The sequence below is a fragment of the Dyella sp. 01L423 genome (genome assembly GCF_056399945.1).
In genome coordinates, this window is the sequence record NZ_JBFTSI010000005.1 from 41,867 (window position 1) to 60,624 (window position 18,758).

The 18,758-nt window shown below is 63.6% G+C and carries 16 protein-coding genes and 1 tRNA gene; 13 read left to right on the plus strand and 4 right to left on the minus strand.

Annotation, left to right across the window (positions count from 1 at the left end):
• Positions 1–118: 118 nt before the first annotated feature.
• The 3 genes from AC1DMY_RS14335 (at position 119) to AC1DMY_RS14345 (ending at position 3,118) form a co-directional block, all read left to right on the plus strand.
• The gene (locus AC1DMY_RS14335) at positions 119–1,669 is read left to right on the plus strand and encodes a bifunctional AfsR/SARP family transcriptional regulator/alpha/beta hydrolase (protein ID WP_477165611.1); all 1,551 of its coding nucleotides are present in this window, start codon (positions 119–121) and stop codon (positions 1,667–1,669) included.
• Between the two features lie 152 nt (positions 1,670–1,821).
• Positions 1,822–2,664, plus strand: a complete 843-nt coding sequence (locus AC1DMY_RS14340) for a class I SAM-dependent methyltransferase (protein WP_477165612.1) — start codon at positions 1,822–1,824, stop codon at positions 2,662–2,664.
• Between the two features lie 49 nt (positions 2,665–2,713).
• On the plus strand, positions 2,714–3,118 hold the full coding sequence (locus tag AC1DMY_RS14345; protein ID WP_477165613.1) for a GFA family protein: 405 nt from the start codon (positions 2,714–2,716) through the stop codon (positions 3,116–3,118).
• Positions 3,119–3,139: 21 nt separating this feature from the next.
• Here the strand turns inward: AC1DMY_RS14345 and AC1DMY_RS14350 are convergent, their stop codons facing one another.
• A complete protein-coding gene (locus AC1DMY_RS14350; RefSeq protein ID WP_477165614.1) occupies positions 3,140–3,682 on the minus strand; it encodes an ester cyclase in 543 nt (180 codons plus the stop codon).
• A gap of 331 nt (positions 3,683–4,013) precedes the next feature.
• Here AC1DMY_RS14350 and AC1DMY_RS14355 point away from each other — a divergent pair, with 331 nt between their 5' ends.
• Entirely contained in the window at positions 4,014–4,475 is a 462-nt protein-coding gene (locus AC1DMY_RS14355) for an Hsp20 family protein (protein WP_046972018.1), read from the plus strand.
• A 122-nt stretch (positions 4,476–4,597) separates the two neighbouring features.
• Entirely contained in the window at positions 4,598–5,140 is a 543-nt protein-coding gene (locus AC1DMY_RS14360) for a lipocalin family protein (RefSeq protein ID WP_477165615.1), read from the plus strand.
• On the opposite strand, the gene AC1DMY_RS14365 is transcribed toward AC1DMY_RS14360, so the two are convergent.
• Positions 5,137–5,592: a MarR family winged helix-turn-helix transcriptional regulator gene (locus AC1DMY_RS14365; RefSeq protein ID WP_477165616.1), complete on the minus strand. Its 456-nt coding sequence runs from the start codon at positions 5,590–5,592 to the stop codon at positions 5,137–5,139. The two genes, AC1DMY_RS14360 and AC1DMY_RS14365, sit on opposite strands and share 4 nt — an antisense overlap.
• Before the next feature lie 77 nt (positions 5,593–5,669).
• Between AC1DMY_RS14365 and AC1DMY_RS14370 the strand changes: the two genes are divergently transcribed.
• Together AC1DMY_RS14370 and AC1DMY_RS14375 are read left to right on the plus strand one after the other, a co-directional pair.
• Complete coding sequence (locus tag AC1DMY_RS14370; protein WP_477165617.1) at positions 5,670–6,470, plus strand: siderophore-interacting protein; 801 nt, start codon at positions 5,670–5,672, stop codon at positions 6,468–6,470.
• Positions 6,471–6,587: 117 nt separating this feature from the next.
• On the plus strand, positions 6,588–8,060 hold the full coding sequence (locus tag AC1DMY_RS14375; protein ID WP_477165618.1) for a DUF2252 domain-containing protein: 1,473 nt from the start codon (positions 6,588–6,590) through the stop codon (positions 8,058–8,060).
• Positions 8,061–8,137: 77 nt separating this feature from the next.
• Here the strand turns inward: AC1DMY_RS14375 and AC1DMY_RS14380 are convergent, their stop codons facing one another.
• The gene (locus AC1DMY_RS14380) at positions 8,138–9,442 is read right to left on the minus strand and encodes an alpha/beta hydrolase family protein (RefSeq protein ID WP_477165619.1); all 1,305 of its coding nucleotides are present in this window, start codon (positions 9,440–9,442) and stop codon (positions 8,138–8,140) included.
• Between the two features lie 253 nt (positions 9,443–9,695).
• Between AC1DMY_RS14380 and AC1DMY_RS14385 the strand changes: the two genes are divergently transcribed.
• The 4 genes from AC1DMY_RS14385 (at position 9,696) to AC1DMY_RS14400 (ending at position 14,565) form a co-directional block, all read left to right on the plus strand.
• Positions 9,696–10,745, plus strand: a complete 1,050-nt coding sequence (locus AC1DMY_RS14385) for a glycerophosphodiester phosphodiesterase (RefSeq protein WP_477165620.1) — start codon at positions 9,696–9,698, stop codon at positions 10,743–10,745.
• Positions 10,746–11,058: 313 nt separating this feature from the next.
• Complete coding sequence (locus AC1DMY_RS14390; RefSeq protein WP_477165621.1) at positions 11,059–11,778, plus strand: lysoplasmalogenase; 720 nt, start codon at positions 11,059–11,061, stop codon at positions 11,776–11,778.
• On the plus strand, positions 11,775–13,043 hold the full coding sequence (locus tag AC1DMY_RS14395; protein WP_477165622.1) for a sterol desaturase family protein: 1,269 nt from the start codon (positions 11,775–11,777) through the stop codon (positions 13,041–13,043). The genes AC1DMY_RS14390 and AC1DMY_RS14395 overlap by 4 nt, the downstream gene beginning before the upstream one ends.
• An 85-nt stretch (positions 13,044–13,128) precedes the next feature.
• A complete protein-coding gene (locus AC1DMY_RS14400; RefSeq protein ID WP_477165623.1) occupies positions 13,129–14,565 on the plus strand; it encodes an amino acid permease in 1,437 nt (478 codons plus the stop codon).
• Positions 14,566–14,654: 89 nt separating this feature from the next.
• Here AC1DMY_RS14400 and AC1DMY_RS14405 read toward each other — a convergent pair whose 3' ends face one another.
• Entirely contained in the window at positions 14,655–15,239 is a 585-nt protein-coding gene (locus AC1DMY_RS14405; RefSeq protein WP_477165624.1) for an outer membrane protein, read from the minus strand.
• A 259-nt stretch (positions 15,240–15,498) separates the two neighbouring features.
• On the opposite strand from AC1DMY_RS14405, the gene AC1DMY_RS14410 reads away from it, so the two are divergent.
• Both AC1DMY_RS14410 and AC1DMY_RS14415 read left to right on the plus strand, forming a co-directional pair.
• On the plus strand, positions 15,499–17,397 hold the full coding sequence (locus AC1DMY_RS14410; RefSeq protein WP_477165625.1) for a M61 family metallopeptidase: 1,899 nt from the start codon (positions 15,499–15,501) through the stop codon (positions 17,395–17,397).
• A 1,256-nt stretch (positions 17,398–18,653) separates the two neighbouring features.
• A tRNA-Arg gene (locus AC1DMY_RS14415) sits at positions 18,654–18,730 on the plus strand.
• Positions 18,731–18,758 lie beyond the last annotated feature (28 nt).

Sequence of the window (18,758 nt, forward strand, 5' to 3'; positions counted from 1 at the left end):
GGCAATCCTCCAGTTCAACGGGTCGCGATGAGTCCGGCAGCCATCGCTTGCATGGAATGCTAGGATTGCCTCGTCCCCTGAGCGTCCCCTGGACGCCGTCATTGAGGGTCGCCTCGCCATGGCTCTGCTCAGCGTGCAGACGCTTGGATTTCCCGGGATTCGCCAAGATGGCCGGCCATGTCCGCTGGCCTTGCGCAAAGGCCTTGCCCTGCTGATTTACCTGGCCGAAGCGAAGGGCCCGGTCGGACGCGATGTCGTCGCCACGATGTTGTGGCCGGAGGGTGGCGAAGAAGTGGTACGGGCACGATTGCGACGCTTGTTGCATCGCCTCCAGCACACGCTCGGCGACGAGTTTCTCACCATCGACCGGTCCACCGTGCGATGGTCGGCAGCGATCGACCTGCAGGTGGATGCTCAGCTGTTCGAGCAAGCCTGCGACGATGGCGATTTCGAGCGGGCGTGCGGACTTTATCTCGGTGACTTTCTCGAGGGATTTTCGCCCGGCGATTGCCCACAGTTCGACGAGTGGGCCTTCTTTCGACGGGAGGCCTTGCGGGGGCGGTTGATCCAGGCGCTCGAGCGGCTGGTGCAAGACAAACATGCAGCTGGCAATTACGCGGCAGCGGCAGCGCATGCCGGCCGCCTTGTTGAATTCGACCCGCTGAGCGAAGTGTATGGCCGCCACCTCATCCGCAATCTTTTGCTTGCGGGAGACCGGGCCACTGCCCAGCGGCATTTCGAGGCCATGAGGCAGCGACTTCGCGACGAGCTCGATGTGGCCCCCGAATGGGATACGTGTGCGCTGCTCGATGCCGGCACAACGTCGCCCAGCGAGAGTCCGCCGTCCACTCGCTACGCCAGTAGCGGCGACGTCCATCTCGCTTTCCAGACCTACGGCGCGGGCCGCATCGATATTCTGCTGCTGCCCGGTTTCGTATCCCACGTCGAACGATTGTGGGAGGAGCCCCGGTGCCGTGCGTTTCTATCGTCCCTCGCCGCGATGGGCCGACTCATCCTGCTTGATCGCCGCGGTGTCGGGCTTTCCGATCGGGTTGGTTTCAATCCCAGCGTAGAGGCGACCGCGCAGGACATCGGCACGGTGCTTGACGCCGCCGGCAGCCGCCGAGTCGTGCTGTTCGGCGCGTCAGAGGGCGGACCCGCGTGCATCAAGTTTGCCGTCGACCATCCGCATCGCGTCGCCGGGCTCATTCTGTTCGCCTCGTTGGCGAAGGGGAGCGCAACCGGCGAGTATTCCCACGCGCTTCAGGCCAACCAATATGACCGGTGGCTGCAGCAACTCATCGCAGGGTGGGGTGGGCCAGCGGGTATCGAGACGTTTGCGCCGAGCCTGTCTGGCGATCCTCAGGCTCGAGCTTGGTGGGCAGGCTTGCTTCGCGCTGCATCGAGTCCGGGCGCCATCAAGGGCGTGCTCGAGGCATTGCGCGATATGGATGTGCGACATCTGTTAGGCCAGATTTCCGTGCCGACCCTGGTGCTCCACCGTCACGACGACCGCGCTGTCCGCGTCGGCGCGGGACGGCACCTCGCCGGCCATATCCCGGAGGCGCGATTCGTCGAGTTGGAAGGCGCCGACCATTGGGCCTACGCGGGCGATCAAAAGACCGTCCTGGACCACATCAAGCCATTTGTGGCCAGTCTCGCCGCTTAAGTTGCGACATGGGAGATGCTGCGCAAGCCGCCTCCGCGCAGTGCAGATCCAGGGTCTACCTCTGCAAGGTTACGGCTCGCAGAAATGAACAACTGTGACCTGGGCTTCGCATTGCCCATAAACTAGGCATCTACTCCAGGAGATGCCCGCTCGTGACGCACTATATCGGCCCCCTGCTCACGCGCTCCGTTGCCGACGGGCTGTTTGCGGCGCGCGATGCCGGCGCCAGCGAGTGGAAGGGCTCGATGGATCTGGGGCGTTCGAACGGCAACGCATCCCTGCTCACGGAAAGCTGGCAGTGGAAGTGCCAAAGCTATCCGTATCCGGCGAAGGTCAAGGATCGCACCATTTATTACTGGGACGGCGACGAGTTCTCGCCGGTGTCGCGCTATGCCGACTCGCTGATCAAGCTGGTGCCGACCGAGTGGGGTGCGCCCACCTTCGAGATCGACGGCATCAAGATGCTGCCCACCTCGAAGGAGTCGCCGGTCGACGACGCACGGCGCAAGGTGGCGTTGGTGGATCCGCGCGGCAAGGTGGTGCTCGATACTTGCGGCGGCCTGGGGTATTTCGCTGCATGTTGCCTGGAAGCGGGTGTGACGCGCATCCAATCGTTCGAGAAGAATCCGGACGTGCTGTGGTTGCGCACCATCAATCCGTGGTCGCCGGATCCCGAATCTGCGGCGAGTGGTGGCCGGCTTGAACTGGCACATGCGGATGTCTCGCAGGCGATCACGCAGCTTGCCGATGCCTCGGTGGACGCTTTGCTGCACGACCCACCGCGCTTTGGCATTGCCGGCGAGCTGTATTCGCAGGTCTTCTACGATCAGCTCGCGCGCGTGCTTCGGCGCGGCGGCCGGCTGTTCCACTACACCGGTAGCCCCAACAAACTCACCAGTGACCGCGATGTTCCGCGCGAAGTGGCCAGGCGGTTGGAGAAAGCAGGCTTCCGGGCCGAATTGGCGCTGGATGGCGTGCTCGCCACGCGACGCTGAGGCGCGGCGCTGAGCGTGTAGACGGCTAAACATGTGACGGAGGCTGGTCATGTCCGGCAAGACGGCATCGTGCTACTGCGGTCAATTGAGCATCGAAGTGCAAGGCGAGCTGCTGGGCGTCGGGGTGTGCCACTGCCTGGCCTGTCAGCAACGCACCGGTAGCGTGTTTGCTGCGCTGGCGGGTTTTCGCGCGCCCTACACGGTCAATGGCAAAGCGACTGAGTTCGTGCGTACTGGCGACCATGGCTCGCAATTTCGCTTCCGCTTCTGCCCCGTGTGCGGAAGCAACGTGTTCCACACGGAAGAGGGCGTGGAGGGACGCGTCTCGGTGGCGGTGGGCGCATTCGCGGATCCCTCGTTTGCGCCGCCGGAAGACTCCGTCTACGAGAGCCGGCGGCACCGCTGGGTGCAATTGCCTGAAGGCGTCACGCGCTACGACACCGATCCGTCCTAGCGCGTCTTGCCACGCGATCAATCAGTCCTTGATCACGCCCAGCTGCTTGAGCAGCGTCAGATTGTCTTCCAGGTGCCAGTTCTCGACGATCTTGCCGCCGGTGACGCGATAGATATCGGTGGCGATGAAGTCGATCGCCTGGCCCTTGCCCTGCACGCCATTGAAGCTGCCGGTGAAGTGGCCGGCGAAATGCAGATGCGACACCACGCGGTCGCCGACCACCAGCATCTGTTCAACCTCACAGGTCAGGTCCGGCACGGCCTGTCGGAAGCCCTTGGAAGCCTGTAGCGGGCCTTCTGGCCCCTGCACGCGTCCTGGCGGCGGCGTGCGATCGACGAACTGAGGTGACAGCGCCTCCTTGGCCAACGCCTCATCGCCGTTGTTCCAGAACGTGTCGTAGCGTCGGGCGGCCAGCACGTTGGCGCGGGCGATGCCCTTGGGCAGGCTGGGATCGACGATCAGTTGCCTTGGAACGACCAGCGAGGCGTCAGTGGCGGCCTGGGCCAGCGGCGCGACGGCAAGGGCAGCGGCGAGCAGAGGGGCAACGAGGTGGCGAGGGGCCATGACCGGTCTCCAGAAGGGTGGCTTACCTTAGCCCCGGCCCGGTGACGAAAGAATCAGGGCGGCGCGCAAAGCATCCTTTCCAAAAACGAAAGAAAGGTCGGCCCACGGGTCTTGAACCCGGGGCGACGGGCCCCAGCGAGACCCTCGCCTTTGGGGTCGCCAAACGCTTTTCAAGTAGCCATGCGTCTTATTTGGATGGCTAAATCATCGCTGAAAGAGCTTCCTTGAATCACCTGCCGACAGCCTCATCTCCTTGTCACCGGTCGCTACGGGGCCGGTGCGCCGCTGCATGTCGCGCGGCGTCTACCTGTTGCTCATTGGAGAATTGGTTATGCGTACTGTTCTGGATTTTTCGCCGCTGCATCGTTCCAGCATCGGCTTTGATCGCGTGTTCGACTTGCTGGAGGCAGCGCGCACGCAGGCCAACGATAATTGGCCGCCGTTCGACTCGGTGAAGCTGAGTGAAGACAGCTACCGCATCACCATGGCTTTGGCCGGTTTCAGCCGCGAGGACATCAGCCTTACCGTGCAGGCCAACATGCTTACCGTCAGCGGCGAGCGCAAGGGCGAGCAGGAAGGCGAAGTGCTGCATCGTGGCATTGCCAACCGCCCGTTCAACCGCCGCTTCGAGCTTGCCGAGCACGTGCAGGTGACGGGTGCGCGCATGGAGCATGGCCTGTTGGTGATCGATCTCAAGCGCGAGGTGCCTGAGGCATACAAGCTGCGCCGCGTCGAGATCAGTGACTCGGCGGTGTCGCCCTCCGTGTCGCAGCTGCGCGACCAGGCCGCATAACCACAGCTGAGTACACGCTGATGGCATCGAGAGGGTGACGGCGTCGTCACCCTCTTTTTGCATGTCCGTGATCCACGCCGGTGACACTGGTGCTCCATCGAAGCGAACATCAGGAGTCCCGCATGCGGGCTAGTCGACTGCTCATCATGGTGTTGATTGCGACGCTGGCATGGCCGGCCGCGCATGCACAGCAACTCGCCAATGAACCGGTGAAGCAGCTGGATCTCAAGCGCTATCTCGGCCAATGGCACGAGATTGCGCATCTGCCGATGTTTTTCCAGCGCCAGTGCGTGGACAACATCAGCGCTGCCTACCGCTCGTTGCCCAACGGCCAGGTGAGCGTGCACAACGCCTGCCGCACGCGCGATGGCGAGATGGATGCGTCCGATGGCGTCGCTCGCACCACCCCGGTTGCCGGCGCGCTCAAGGTGCGCTTTGCGCCGTCGTGGCTGGCCTGGGTGCCCTGGGTGTGGGCGGACTACTGGGTGCTGGATGTGGACCCGGAGTATCGCTGGGCGCTGGTCGGCAGCCCGAGCCGCAATTATCTGTGGGTGCTGTCGCGCGATCCGCACATGCAGCGCAGCCAGTTCGAGGCTTTGCGCCATCGCGCGGCAGAGCGCGGCTATCCCACCGAGCGGCTGGTGATGTCCGCGCCGCTCGATTAAGCGTCGTCAGCCCGTTCGCGCACGCGGTCCATCAGTTCGCGCAACTGCTTTTGCTCATCGTTGCTGAGCGCGCCGAACAGCTGTTCCACCGCGTGCCGCTTGGGGCCCTGCACCTCGTCGAGCTTGGCTTGCCCTCCCGCCGTGATCGCCACCAGCTGGGCGCGCCGGTCGCTGGGGTGGGGCGAGCGCTCGATCCAGCCGCTTTCTTCCAGCGCATCCAGCGCCGTGGTCACGGTGCGAGGCGCGTAACCCATCTGCGTGGCGATATCGCTGGGCCGGCATGGTGCCAAGCGGGACACCAGAGCCAGCAGTTTGGCCTGCGAGAGCGACAGGCCGGCCGCTGTCATGGCCGCATCGACGTGTTTGCGCACCAGGTGATGCAGGGCGAGAAACGCATCGGCCAGCTCGACCGTGGCGGACTTGCCTGGGGTTGACTTGGTTGGGGTCGCCATGGAAAAGTATTGAGCAAGCTCACTATGAGTTTCATCCATTATAGCGTCGCGTCCCCACCGCGGCCAGCGAGGCTTGCATGTCCCCCTCCTCCTATGAGATCCGCCGCGTCCGCCATCCCCTGAAAATGCGCGAGCTGACCGTGAAGCGCCTGGCGCCGGTCTCGCCGCGCCTGTTGCGGGTCACCCTGACCGGCGATCTGGGCGACTTTGTGTCCGCCTCGTTCGACGATCACGTGAAGCTGTTTCTTCCGGTCGAAGGCCAGTCGCGCCCGACCTTGCCGGCGGTGACTGAGCAGGGCATCGCTTTCGATCCGTCGCTGCCGCGACCGCCCAGCCGCGATTACACGCCGCGCCGCTATGACCGGCAGGCCAATGAGCTGGATATCGAATTCGTGCTGCATGGCGACGGCCCGGCCGTGTCGTGGGCTCGCGCCGCCCGGGTGGGCGACGTGCTGGGCCTGGGCGGCCCGCGGGGTTCGTCGATCCCGCCCGACGGGCTGGACTGGTACCTGCTGATCGGCGACGAAACCGCCTTGCCGGCGATCGCGCGTCGCCTGGAAGAGGCTGCTGCGGGTGAATGCATCATCGCCCTGGTCGAGGTGGAAAGCGCCGACGCCCGCTTCGACATCGCCACCGCCGCGAACGCGAGCGTCACTTGGCTGTGCCGCGAGGCCGGAGACGCCGGGCTCGCGGATGCCGTGGCCGAGCTGATCCTGCCCGAAGGCGACGGTTTCGCCTGGGCGGCCGGCGAATACGCCGGCATTCGCCAGGTGCGGCAGCGGTTGATCGACGTACATGGCCTGGATCGCCAGCGCATCCGTGCCTCCAGCTATTGGAAGCAGGGCGAAGTGGCGAGCCATGAAACGCTGACGGACTGACAGAGCGCGTGGCCTAGGTAGTTTTGCTATTCCACTTTGCGGATCGCGGGGGTCAAATGAAGCGCTCTGGGCGGCGTGCCTAGAGGATTCCCAGGCTTTCAGCGCGAGGTGGCAACCATGTCGAGGACGAAGGACGAGCGAGCTCCCAAAGTCACCCGCAAGCGTCCCGCGAGCGCGGACAAAGGGCCATACGACAAGTTTGCCCACCGCGGCGACGGGCCGCTGTCGCAAGAGAGCTGGCTGAAGAGTCTGGCCGACCGTCAGGCGATGGCGCGCGCCATCCGTGCGAAGGTGACCCGCAAGTCGCTGGGTGGCTGGAAGCCGCCAAAGAATCGCTTTGATCCGGTCGATGTGTTGATCGAAACCTCGAAGGGCCGCGTGGAGTCGCTGGTGCCGATCCGCTATGGACGCATGATGGCCTCGCCGTTTGCGTTCTATCGCGGCGCGGCGGCCATCATGGCCGCCGACCTGGCCACCACCGCGAGCACGGGCGTGCATCTGCAAATTTGCGGCGACTGCCACCTGGTCAACTTCGGCGGCTTCGCCACGCCCGAGCGCAAGCTCGTGTTCGACATCAACGATTTCGACGAAACCACGGTGGGCCCGTGGGAGTGGGACGTCAAACGCCTGTGCGCGAGCCTGGTGGTGGCGTCCCGCGCGAATGGTTTCAGCGAGAGCGACGCCAAGGACATCGCATGGGAGGCCGCAACAGCCTACCGCACGCACGTGGCCGATTACGCCCAGATGCCGGTCTTGGAGGGGTGGTACGACCATATCGATCTGCAGGACGTGATCGACCGCATGCGCGACGAGGAGATGAAAAAACTCGCGACCAAGAGCGTGCACAAGGCCGTGCAATACACCGCGCACACCAAGGAGTTCATCAAGCTCACCGTCGAAGGCGGCTCGCCGCCGCGCATCCAGGACGAGCCGCCGCTGATTTACCACGACGAGGATCTGGCGAACTACATCTCGCCGGACGAGCGTGCCGCTGCGTTTGCCGACTATCGCGAGTCGCTGCTGCCCGAACGTCGCGTGCTGCTGGACCGCTTCAATGCGGTGGATTCGGCCGTGAAGGTGGTGGGTGTGGGCAGCGTGGGCACCTACTGCGGCATCTTGCTGATGGTCTCGGGCAATGGCGATCCCTTGTTCCTGCAGTTCAAGGAGGCGCGGCAGTCGGTGGTCGATCCGTTCGTGGCCAACAAGCCCTACAAGCACCAGGGCCAGCGCATCGTTTCCGGGCAGCGCCTGATGCAATCGGCCAGTGACCTGTTCCTTGGCTGGTCGCAAGGGCCCAGGCGCCACTTCTATGTGCGCCAGCTGCGCGACGCAAAGGTTTCGCCGCAAGTGGAAATCATGCGCGTGCCCAATCTGCGTCGCTATGGCCGCCTGTGCGCACACGCGCTGGCACGCGCACACACCCGCTCGGGCGATGCCGTGCTGTTGTCCGCGTACCTGGGCAAGAGCGATGCTTTTGCCGATGCGATCGCCTCGTTCTCGGTGCCCTATGCGGACCAGAACGATCGCGATCATGCGTCGCTGGTGAAGGCTGTGCGCGCCGGAAAGGTCGATGCGATGACGATCCCTTAGTGGGGCGGCCCTGCCTGTCGCAGGCGCGCCGTCAGTTCCACGCTGCACTGGCACCGCGCATGCGTGGTGCGTACAGGCTACTTGCCGGGTGATGGCGGCATCACGATCGTGCTGGTCCCGTAGGGTGGGTGCAGCGTGCCCTTCGCATAGTCGATCGTCATCTGCATATAGCCGGCCGAATAACGCGTGCTCACGCGCTCGCCATCGGGCTTGAGTTCGTACTCGGTCATGCCGTGCTCGGCATGCGGAAACAGCGCGGTGGTGATCGGCAGGCCCTTGGCTTGCAGCGAGGCCAGCCGACGCATGGTTTCGCCGCTCGGTGCGTCGATATCGTCCTGCGCCAGTTCCCACAGCTGCGGTGTGTGCAGCTTTTCCAATACCGCCATGGAGTCGTAATGCCATGGCGTGTTCCACATGTATGCCTTGCCCTTTTCGCGGATATCGGCGCTGCTCATCGGCAGCACGAGGTAGCTGAAATCGCCGCGCACATCCTTGTACCAGGGCTCCTTGCCGTACTTGGCCTTGGCCGCGTCGAGCTGGTCGTAGCCTTCGGCGAGCTGGCTGGAAAGGATCAGGCCCACGGCGTCCGAGAGTTCCCACGCCTTGTCGATCACCGACTGGTCGTAGCCCTTGAGCTTGAGGTCGAACGCGACGGCTTCGCGATCTTCTTCCAGAGGTGAAATAGCCAGACCATAGCCCACGATCACGAAATCCACCTTGGTGCGCGTGGCGGCGAGCGGCGCTACCCAACCACCCTGGCTACCGCCTCGAAAGCCCACGCGGCCGGCGCGCGCACCGGCCAGCCGACGGGCTTCGGCGACCGCGGCCACCGCGTCATTGGCGAGCGCGTTGAAATCCTGCGTATAGGTACCGCCGGAGGCGCCGGTGCCGCGCTTGTCGTAGACGAACGCACCCACGCCCTCGGCAGGAAGCTCGCGCTGCATGGCATCGAAGGAGAGCGCCGAATCATGCTCCGAGCCGTGCACCAGCACGACGACGGGCACCTTGGCCTTGCCAGGAGGGAGGATCAGCCTTCCGACCAGGCGTGTACCGCCGTCGCCCGCAAAAGTGGTCTCCTGCACCTGCAAGCCGATGCGCTCGCCCTGCTTGCCATCGAACGTCAACTTGCCCTGGGCACAATCGCCGAAGCGCACGTCCTTGCCATCGGGACGATCGGTCCAGCCAAAATGGCTGGTCCACACTTCGTTGGCGCCGCGGGTGAGTTTGCCGGTGCTTCCATCGAGACGCCGCCAGCGCAGCGCATCGCCTTCCGATGGCGCAATGTCCAGCGTGCTGCCGTCGCTCAGGCGATAGGCCCCCACATGGCAATCCGTGGCCGGTGCAGCGGCAGCAAGCAGGGCAGTGAGCAGCGTGGCGAGCATGGACGTTTCCATCGTCGATCAGTGATACGCAGGCTAGCATTGGCGATGCTGCCGCCCATTGGCCGCAAGTCATGGCGGTGCCATGAGTCATGGCTGCAGATGCGCAGGGCAGGGCCGTTGGCGTGTCAAGCAACTGCCATCAGATAGGATGATCATGCGCGGATCATTGCGCCGCCCTGGCGCGTTTAATCCATCGCAAGGAGTTGCCGTGCGCCGTCTAGGTTGGGTCGTTTTCGTTGTGGGGACACTGGTAATGACTGCCGCTATCCAAGCCCATGAAGCACCGATTGCAAAGAAGGTGCTGGTGATCGGTCATCGCGGCGCGAGCGCGCTGCGGCCGGAACATACGCTGGCCTCGTACGGCAAGGCGATTGCCGATGGCGCGGACTTCATCGAGCCCGATCTGGTGATGACGCGCGACGGCGTGCCAGTGGCGCGCCATGAAAACGAGATCAGCGGCACGACCGACGTGGCGCAGCATGCGGAATTCGCCGCACGCAAAACCACCAAGACGGTCGACGGCGAAAAAGTGACTGGCTGGTTCACCGAAGACTTCACGCTGGCCGAACTGAAAACCCTGCGCGCCCGCGAGCGCCTGCCGGAGTTTCGCAGCACGGCGTATGACGGACAATTCCAGATACCCACGCTCGATGAAATCATCGATTTCGTGGCTGCCGAGTCGGCCACGCAGGGGCGTCCGATCGGCATCATTCCGGAAATCAAGCACGGCACGTATTTCCAGAAGCTTGGCATGCCGATGGAGGACCGCGTGCTGGCGATCCTTGCCGCTCACGCGTATACGCGCACGGCGCCGGTGGAGATCCAGTCGTTCGAGATTGCCAACCTGCGTTATCTGCGCGGCAAGCTGGGGAAGAATCATCCCAACATCCGTCTGCTGCAGTTGCTCGGCGATGCCAATGAGCAGCCCTATGACGTGGTCGCGGCCGGCAAGCAGCTGAGCTATGCGCAGATGATGACGCCTGCGGGTCTGCACGACATTGCCGCTTACGCCGATGCGATCGGTCCCTCCATTCGCTCGATTATTCCGCTGGCTGCGGATGGCAGCCTGGGTCAGCCCACGGCGCTGGCGCATGACGCGCATGCGGTGAAGCTGGAGCTGCATCCCTATACGTTCCGTCCTGAGAATTTCTTCCAGGCGAAGAATTTCTGGAAGGGAAGCGATCCGAAGACGTTCAACGAAGCGGGGTCCATCGCTGAGATCCGCGCTTATCTCGATGCGGGGGTGGATGCGTTTTTTACGGATGATCCGGCGATTGGGCGTAAGGCGTTGGATGGGAGGTAATAGGGGCGCTCTTTGACCCCTGGACAATGCGCCTTCCGGCCTACGGCCCTCCGGATGCGCGGGCGGGGCTCGTTGTAGGAGCGCACTTGTGCGCGACCACCCTACGGAGCGGTACATCCCAGCGCCGCGGTCGCGCACAAGGTGCGCTCCTACAAGTGTAGGTACACCGGTGGGCCAGGGATCGCAGGGTGCGCTCCCACAGACGAGCACAACGAGACCCTCCCCCCACCCCAGAAATTTTTTGCACCGCGACAGGGCCCCGGAGGCCATTGGCTCTACCATCGGTGACATCGATGGATCGGGGAATCCATGCATGTCTGTTTCAAACGCCACGATGAGGTCGACCTCGTCGCTATGGACGGGTCTCGCCGTGCTCCTGCTGGCCGTGGGGGCTATTGCGGGGGCTACGTTCGCAACTGCCGGTGAGATCGACGGCTGGCGCTGGCTGCACTGGGTCTGCAAGCCGCTGGCCACCTTGCTTATCCTGGCTACGGCCTGGCGAGCCAAGCCGGCCGTGTCGACACGCTACCGGCGCTGGGTCGTCGCCGGCATGGCGTGTTCGCTGGTCGGCGATGTGTTCCTGATGCTGCCGCAGGACGCCTTCGTGGCGGGGCTGGTGTCGTTCCTCCTGGCGCACGCGTGCTTCATCGTGGCGCTGTTGGGCGACAGCCGTTTCGCCGAGCGGCCCTGGGGCATGCTGGCCTGCGTCGCGTACGGTGTGTTCAACCTGTGGGCGCTGTGGCCGTCGCTGCCGGTGCCGCTGCATTTGCCGGTGGTGGTCTATGTGCTGGTGCTGGCCTGCATGGGAGGCCAGGCGGTAGTGCGTGAGCGCAGGCACGCCACGGACGAGCTTGCGACCTCGGCCCACTGGTCGATGATGGGCGCGCTGATCTTCATGCTCAGCGATACACTGCTGGCCTGGGACCGTTTCCGCTTCGTCATTCCGCTGTCGACGTTGTGGGTGCTGGTGACCTATTACACGGCCATGTGGTGTCTGGCGCGGTCGGTGCGCGGAGGTGTTGAGCGGCGATGAACATGCAGGAAATCATCATCACCTGGGCGACGCCGGTGTTCTTCGCCTTGATTGCGCTGGAACTGCTGGTGGCGAAACTGCGCGGCCGCCGCGTGTATCACGGCAGCGACGCGATCAACAGTCTCGGCCTGGGCGTGATCTCGCAGATCGTCGCCGTCTTCAGCAAGCTGCTGACGCTGGGCATCTACGCGTGGTGCGTGCAGCGCTTCGCGATCTTTGCGCTGCCGGCGAACAGCGTATGGGTATGGATCTCCGCGCTGCTGCTCTACGATTTTTGCTACTACTGGCTGCATCGCGCAGGCCACGAGGTGAACATCCTCTGGGCGGCGCACGTGGTGCATCACCAGAGCGAGGACTACAACCTCTCCACCGCGCTGCGCCAGACCGGCAGCGGCGTGTTGCTGGGCTGGTTGTTCTATCTGCCGATGGCCATCATCGGCTATCCGCTGGAAGTGTTCGTGGTGGTGGCGCTGATCGATCTGCTCTACCAGTTCTGGGTGCATACCGAACTGGTCGGGCGGCTGGGTTGGTTCGATCGCGTGTTCTGCTCGCCGTCCAACCATCGCGCGCATCACGCAGTGAACGATCGCTATCTCGATCGCAATTACGGCGGCATCCTGATTGTGTGGGATCGTTTGTTCGGCACCTTCATCGAAGAAGACGACACCGATCCGCCGATCTATGGCACGCGCTCACCGCTGCGCAGCTGGAATCCGCTATGGGCCAACGCCGAGGTGTATTGGGCGACGGCGAAGGACGCCTGGCATGCCCGCCGCTGGCGCGACAAGCTGCTGGTGTGGCTCAAGCCGCCGGGCTGGCGGCCAGCGGATGTGGCCGAGCGCTTTCCCAAGCCGGCGTTCGATATCCGGCGCGAGCGCTTTCTGCCGGCGCTCTCACGCGGATACATGATCTATAGCCTGGTGCAGTTCGCCTTGCTGCTGGGCATGGCGGTGCAGTTCCTTGATCTGGCCAAGCATCTGCCGGCGGCTGCACTGATCGGCTACGCCGTTTTCCTGGTGCTGAGCCTCGCCGCCCTGGGTGCGCTCACGGAGGGCCGTCGCCTGGGCGTGGGCCTGGAGCTGGCTCGCCTGCTGGCGACCGCAACGGTGCCGCTGCTTACCGGCGGCTGGTTCGGTGCACCGCAGCTGGCGGCCGGGCCGCTGGCGGCGCTGGTTGCTGTTCCGGCCATCAGCGCACTCGTGCTGGCCTGGCTGGCGCTATCGACTTCAAGCCGCGCAGGCACCGAAAAACCCATCCCCGGCTAGGACCTATGGCACTCCCCCGCAGCTGCAGCATGGCAGGGGCGGGGGCATTCGCTATGATCGCGGCTCGTTTCCCGGGGATGAGCTGATGGGTTTCCTTGATAAGTTGGTGCGCCACAAGCCTGTGGAGCTGTTGCAGGCGGAGGCCGGCAAGCGTGGCGATTTCCGTCGCGTGTTGGGTCTGTGGCAACTCACTGCCATCGGTATCGGCGGCATTATCGGCGTCGGCGTGTTCGTGCTGGCGGGCAAGCAGGCGGCGATCAACGCCGGGCCTGCGGTGGCCATTTCCTTCCTGATCGCAGGTATCGCCAGCGCCGCAGCGGCGCTGTGTTATGCCGAATTCGCCGGCATGATTCCGGTGACCGGCAGCGCCTATACCTATGGTTATGCCGTGCTCGGCGAACTGGCCGCGTGGCTGATCGGTTGGGATCTGTTGCTGGAGTACGCCTTGATCGTCGCGGTAGTGGCGATCGGCTGGTCCGGCTACGTGCAATCGGCGCTGACCAGCATGGGCATCACCATACCTCTATGGGCGCAAGGTGCCATCGGCACCGGCGAAGGACACGTATTCAACGTGGTCGCTGCGCTGGTGACACTGGCGGTTGCCGCGCTGCTGATTTTCCGCACGGAATGGGGCGCGCGCTTCAACACCGTGGTGGTGGCGATCAAGGTTGCAGCGGTCGCGCTGGTGATTGGCGTGGGCGTTTTCTATATCAATCCGGCCAACTGGGTGCCCTTCATCCCCGCACGCGTGATCGGCGCGGACGGCGTTGGCCATTTCGGTTACCAGGGTGTCGGCGCGGCGGCAGCGGTGGTGTTCTTCGCGGTGTTCGGCTACGACACGCTTACCACAGCCGCCGAGGAATCGAAGAATCCGCAGCGCGATCTGCCGCGTGCGGTGCTGTTGTCGCTCGGTATCTCGATGGCGATGTATCTCGCCGTGTCGATGGTGCTCACCGGCATCGCGCACTACAGCACGCTCAATACCGATGCACCGGTGTCCGATGCCTTCAAGGGCCTGGGCCTGCACTGGGTGGCGCTGACGGTGTCCATCTCGGCGGTGTTCGGTCTGCTCAGCGTGCTGTTCGCCTTCATGCTGGGCGCCACGCGCATCTGGTTTGCGCTGTCGCGCGACGGCTTGCTGCCGGGCTGGTTTGCCCACGTGCATCCGCGCTACGGCACGCCGCACCGCCCCACCATCGTGCTCGGTGTATTCACCGCCCTGGTGGCTGGCCTGCTGCCGATCGAGGAAGTGGCCAAGCTGGTGAACATCGGCGTGCTGTCGGCCTTCATCGTGATCTGCACCTCCGTGATGATCCTGCGCAAGCGCAAGCCGGAGCTGCATCGCTCGTTCCGTACGCCGTGGGTGCCGGTGATCCCGCTGGTCGGCATCGCGTTTTCGATCTGGCTGCTGGCGGAACTGCCGGCGGTGACCTGGAAGGTGTTCCTGATCTGGGTGAGCCTTGGTCTGCTGGTGTATCTCGGCTATGGCATTCGCCATAGCAAGTTGGAAAAGATGCAGTAAGGGCACATCGCTCCCACGGGTAGAGAAAAATCTGCACAAAAAAACGGCCGCTTTCGCGGCCGTTTTTCGTTTCCAACATCAATTGACGCTTAGAACTTCACTTCCACCGAAGCGGAGTACGTCGCCACATTGGCATTGGTCTGCGGCTCTTGCGCGCCGTCGCGACCATACTTGATGTGGTAGTTGTCGTAATTGATGCCCAGCGCCACGTTCTTGGTGACGTCGTAGCCCACGCCGGCGCCGGCGTACCAGCCATTGTTCCAGCTGCGCTCGCTGGCGGTGGCGTCACCCACGGTGACCGCGCCGGTGGTGCGCGAACGCAGGTAGCCGCCGTGACCGGTGACGAACCAGTTTTCGTAGAAGTTGTACTTGCCCGTCACGCCGATCTGGCCCACGCGCGGCTTGGCCGAGGTGCTGGCGAAATCGAAGTCGTTCTTGACCTTGCCCAGATAGGCATAGCCGATTTCAGCACCGACGATGCCGTTCCAGCGCCAGCCGAAGCGCACGTTCTGGAATACGTCGGTCTTGTCGGAGACACCGCCGAGGCGGTAGTTGCTCTGGCCCAGGTTGCCGGCAACGAAGAAATTGTCGAGCTGGTTGGATTCGTCAGCCTTGGCAGCGAAAGGCGCAACAGCGACCACGGCCAAAGCGGCCGCAAGAAGAGTCTTGTTCATGGAATGCTCCATCTATTTTTGTGACCCGTCGCGACAACAGGGGGGAATGTCGCGACGGTCCGCGTGGGGATCGCGGTGAAAAAAGAATACGGGTTTTTAACCTGCTGAAAACCCGTGAACGGTTTTGCGGAAGGGCGATGTTCAGACACTTCCATGACCAATGGCAGGGGGTGCGATAAGTCAACGCGCATTAGCATCAGAGATTCATGTTTCGTGCAGCTGCATCATGTGCACGACTGCTTATCCCAGGGGGAATCTCTTGAAAGTTTCGCGTCTCGCTTCCGCCATCCTCGCTTCGGCCGTTGGCCTGGGCAGCTTTGCGGCACTCGCCGATGTGCCTGCGCCGCAGGACATTCCGTTCAACGGCACGCTGAAGATCAACGTCGACGCGACCGATCTTGCCCATCGCATCTTCCGTGTGCACGAAACGGTGCCGGCGCAGGCGGGTCCGCTCACGCTGCTGTATCCGCAGTGGCTGCCGGGCAATCACTCGCCGACGGGCCCGATCGACAAGCTTGCGGGCCTGATCGTGAAGGCCAATGGCAAAGTCATTCCGTGGAAGCGCGATCCGCTCAACGTCTACGCCTTCCACGTGGACGTGCCGCAGGGCGCGAACGAAGTGCAGGTGGAGTTCCAGTTCCTTTCCGCGCAGGACCTCCGCCAGGGCCGCGTGGTGATGACGCCGGAGATGCTCAACCTGCAGTGGAACTCGGTGTCGCTGTATCCGGCCGGTTACTTCGCCAGCCGGATCAAGGCCGAAACGAGCGTGACCTTCCCGGCAGGCTGGCAGTATGGCAGCGCACTGGAAATGGCCTCGCGCAATGGCGACACGGTCACGTTCAAGCCGATCGACTATGACGATCTGGTCGACTCGCCGATCTTCGCCGGCAAGTATTTCAAGCGAGTGGATCTCGATCCAGGCGCGAAGACGCCGGTGTTCCTCAACATCGTGGCCGACGATGCGAAGTTTCTCGAGATCAAGCCCGAGCAGCTGAAGGTGCACCAGAACCTGGTGCAGCAGATGTACAAGCTGTACGGCGCGCATCACTACGATCACTACGATTTCCTGTTCTCGCTCAGCGACAAGATGTCGGGCATCGGCCTCGAACATCACCGCTCCAGCGAAAACGGCGTGGGCACCGGTTACTTCACCGAGTGGGACAAGAACATGACCATGCGCGACCTGCTCTCGCATGAGTTCAACCACTCGTGGGACGGCAAGTACCGCCGCGGCGCCGACCTGAGCACACCGAGCTTCAACGTGCCGATGCAGGACAGCCTGTTGTGGGTGTACGAGGGACAGACGCAGTTCTGGGGCTATGTGATGGCTGCGCGCTCGGGCCTGTGGAAGCAGGACCAGACGCTGGACATGCTGGCCAACGTGGCTGCTACGTACGATCGCGGCCGTCCCGGCCTGCAGCAGTGGCGCAACATCCAGGACACCACCAACGACCCGATCATCGCGATGCGCCGCCCACTGCCGTATCGCAATTACCAGATGAGCGAGGACTACTATTCCGGCGGCCAGATGATCTGGCTCGATGTGGATGGCAAGCTGCGTGATCTGACCAGCGACAAGCGTTCCATCGACGATTTCGCCAAGGCGTTCTTCGGCGTCAAGAACGGCGATTGGGATGTCAACACCTACACCTTCGAAGACGTCGTGAAGACGCTCAACGATATCGCCCCGTACGACTGGACCAGCTATCTGCGCGAGCGTCTGGACGGCCACGGCCCGATCATCGGCGGCTTCGAGGCGAACGGCTGGAAGCTGGTCTACAACGACAAGCCTTCCGACGTGGCCAAGGCGATGGAGACGCGCGCTGGCGGCGCCAACCTGACCTACTCGTTGGGCGTGTCGATGGGCAAGGCCGGCGACATCGTCGACGTGCTGTGGGATGGCCCTGCCTTCAAGGCCGGCCTGTCGCCGGGCATGAAGGTGATTGCAGTCAACGGCAAGGAATATTCCAGCGATGCCATCAAGGACGCTGTAACGGCTGCCGCGAAGGACAAGAACCAGCCGGTGGAATTGCTGGTGAAGAATTTCGATGAGTACAAGACGCTGCGCGTGGATTATCACGATGGGCTGAAGTATCCGCATCTGGAGCGGATCGAGGGTAAGGCGGATCGGTTGTCGGAGTTGCTCAAGGCGCGCTAAGGCGTGCGGCTTCCGTGCCTCTCTCCGCCGGGGAGAGGGATGGGGTATTGCCCCTTTACGGCGGTGATTTTCCAATCTCGAAGAGCCGCTCTAACCGGAGCGGCTTTTTTCTTGCTCGTCATCCCGGCGTAGGCAGGGATCCAGTGACTGTGTGCCTGGCTGCCGCGATCCCGCGACCTGGCTCGCCTGCCGCGGGCCTCCGACCTCCTACCGGCGACGCGAAGCTAATCCCCTCTTTGGGAAGGCCGGGTTACTTTCTCTTGCTTGGCCGAGAGAAAGTAATCAACGGAGAAGGGGCCCCCGGATGACGCCCCTTCCGGGCCTGCGGCCCTCCAGGTGCGCGGTCGGGTTACGGGGTTTTTCGACAGGACATCCCTGTCCTATCGAAAAACTGGCCGCATCCATGCGGCCACCCTGCGGGCTTTCCTCCGCCCGCCCGCCGCGTCATACGGGGAGCCCGGGGGCAAAAGCCGCGTCAAAAGCCACATCAAGAAGCACGCAACGTCCCGTGCTGCTGGGTCGATCTTTTGTAGGAGCGCACTTGTGCGCGACCAGCCTACGGAGAGGTGCACCAACACGCTGTGGTCGCGCACAAGTGCGCTCCTACAAGGGAGGACTCAGGTCCGTGGATGGCGTTCAATCTTGCCGATCGGCTTCTTTGTGGGAGCGCACCCTGTGCGCGACAAACCTACGGAGCGGTACATCCCAGCGTGGCTGTCGCGCACAGGGTGCGCTCCCACAGGCAAGCCGGCGCGGCAGGGGATGGAGCGATGCCAAAAGCCGATGCGCAGCGAGGCAGCGCTTTAAGCCCTCTTCGCGGTGTAGCCCAATCGCCTGTCGGACGATCGCCACGCTTCCGAACCCCTCGAGCGCCAGATGATGGTATCCAACACGACGCTACGAGCCCTTGCTCTTTCAGGCCATACGCTTTGGGTTACTTTTCTCTTACTCCGGGCATCCTGCTCTCCGCCCTTCGGGCCGGCTTCGCCGTTCGCATGCGCTCCTGCGCATGCGTGGGCCAGCAAGAGAAAAGTGACTCGAGCGGCGGCAGCCGTTCGAAACGCCCGCCGCGTAGGCGGCACCCTGGCGATAACGCGACAGTCAAACGCGCCCAGCGTCAGATGCCAATGAAATCCACCCCATCCCACACCAACAAACCCACCCCCACCCCCACATGGGCTCCCGCCCCCAACTCCGCTATACTGCGCCCTCGCCGTGCCCCGGAGCCCCGGTTCCACGCACGCGCCGACGCTCATGCGCCCGTAGCTCAGCCGGATAGAGTAGTGGCTTCCGAAGCCATTGGTCGGGGGTTCGAATCCCTCCGGGCGCGCCATCTTTTGAGCCTATGTCTGCCCTGGCGA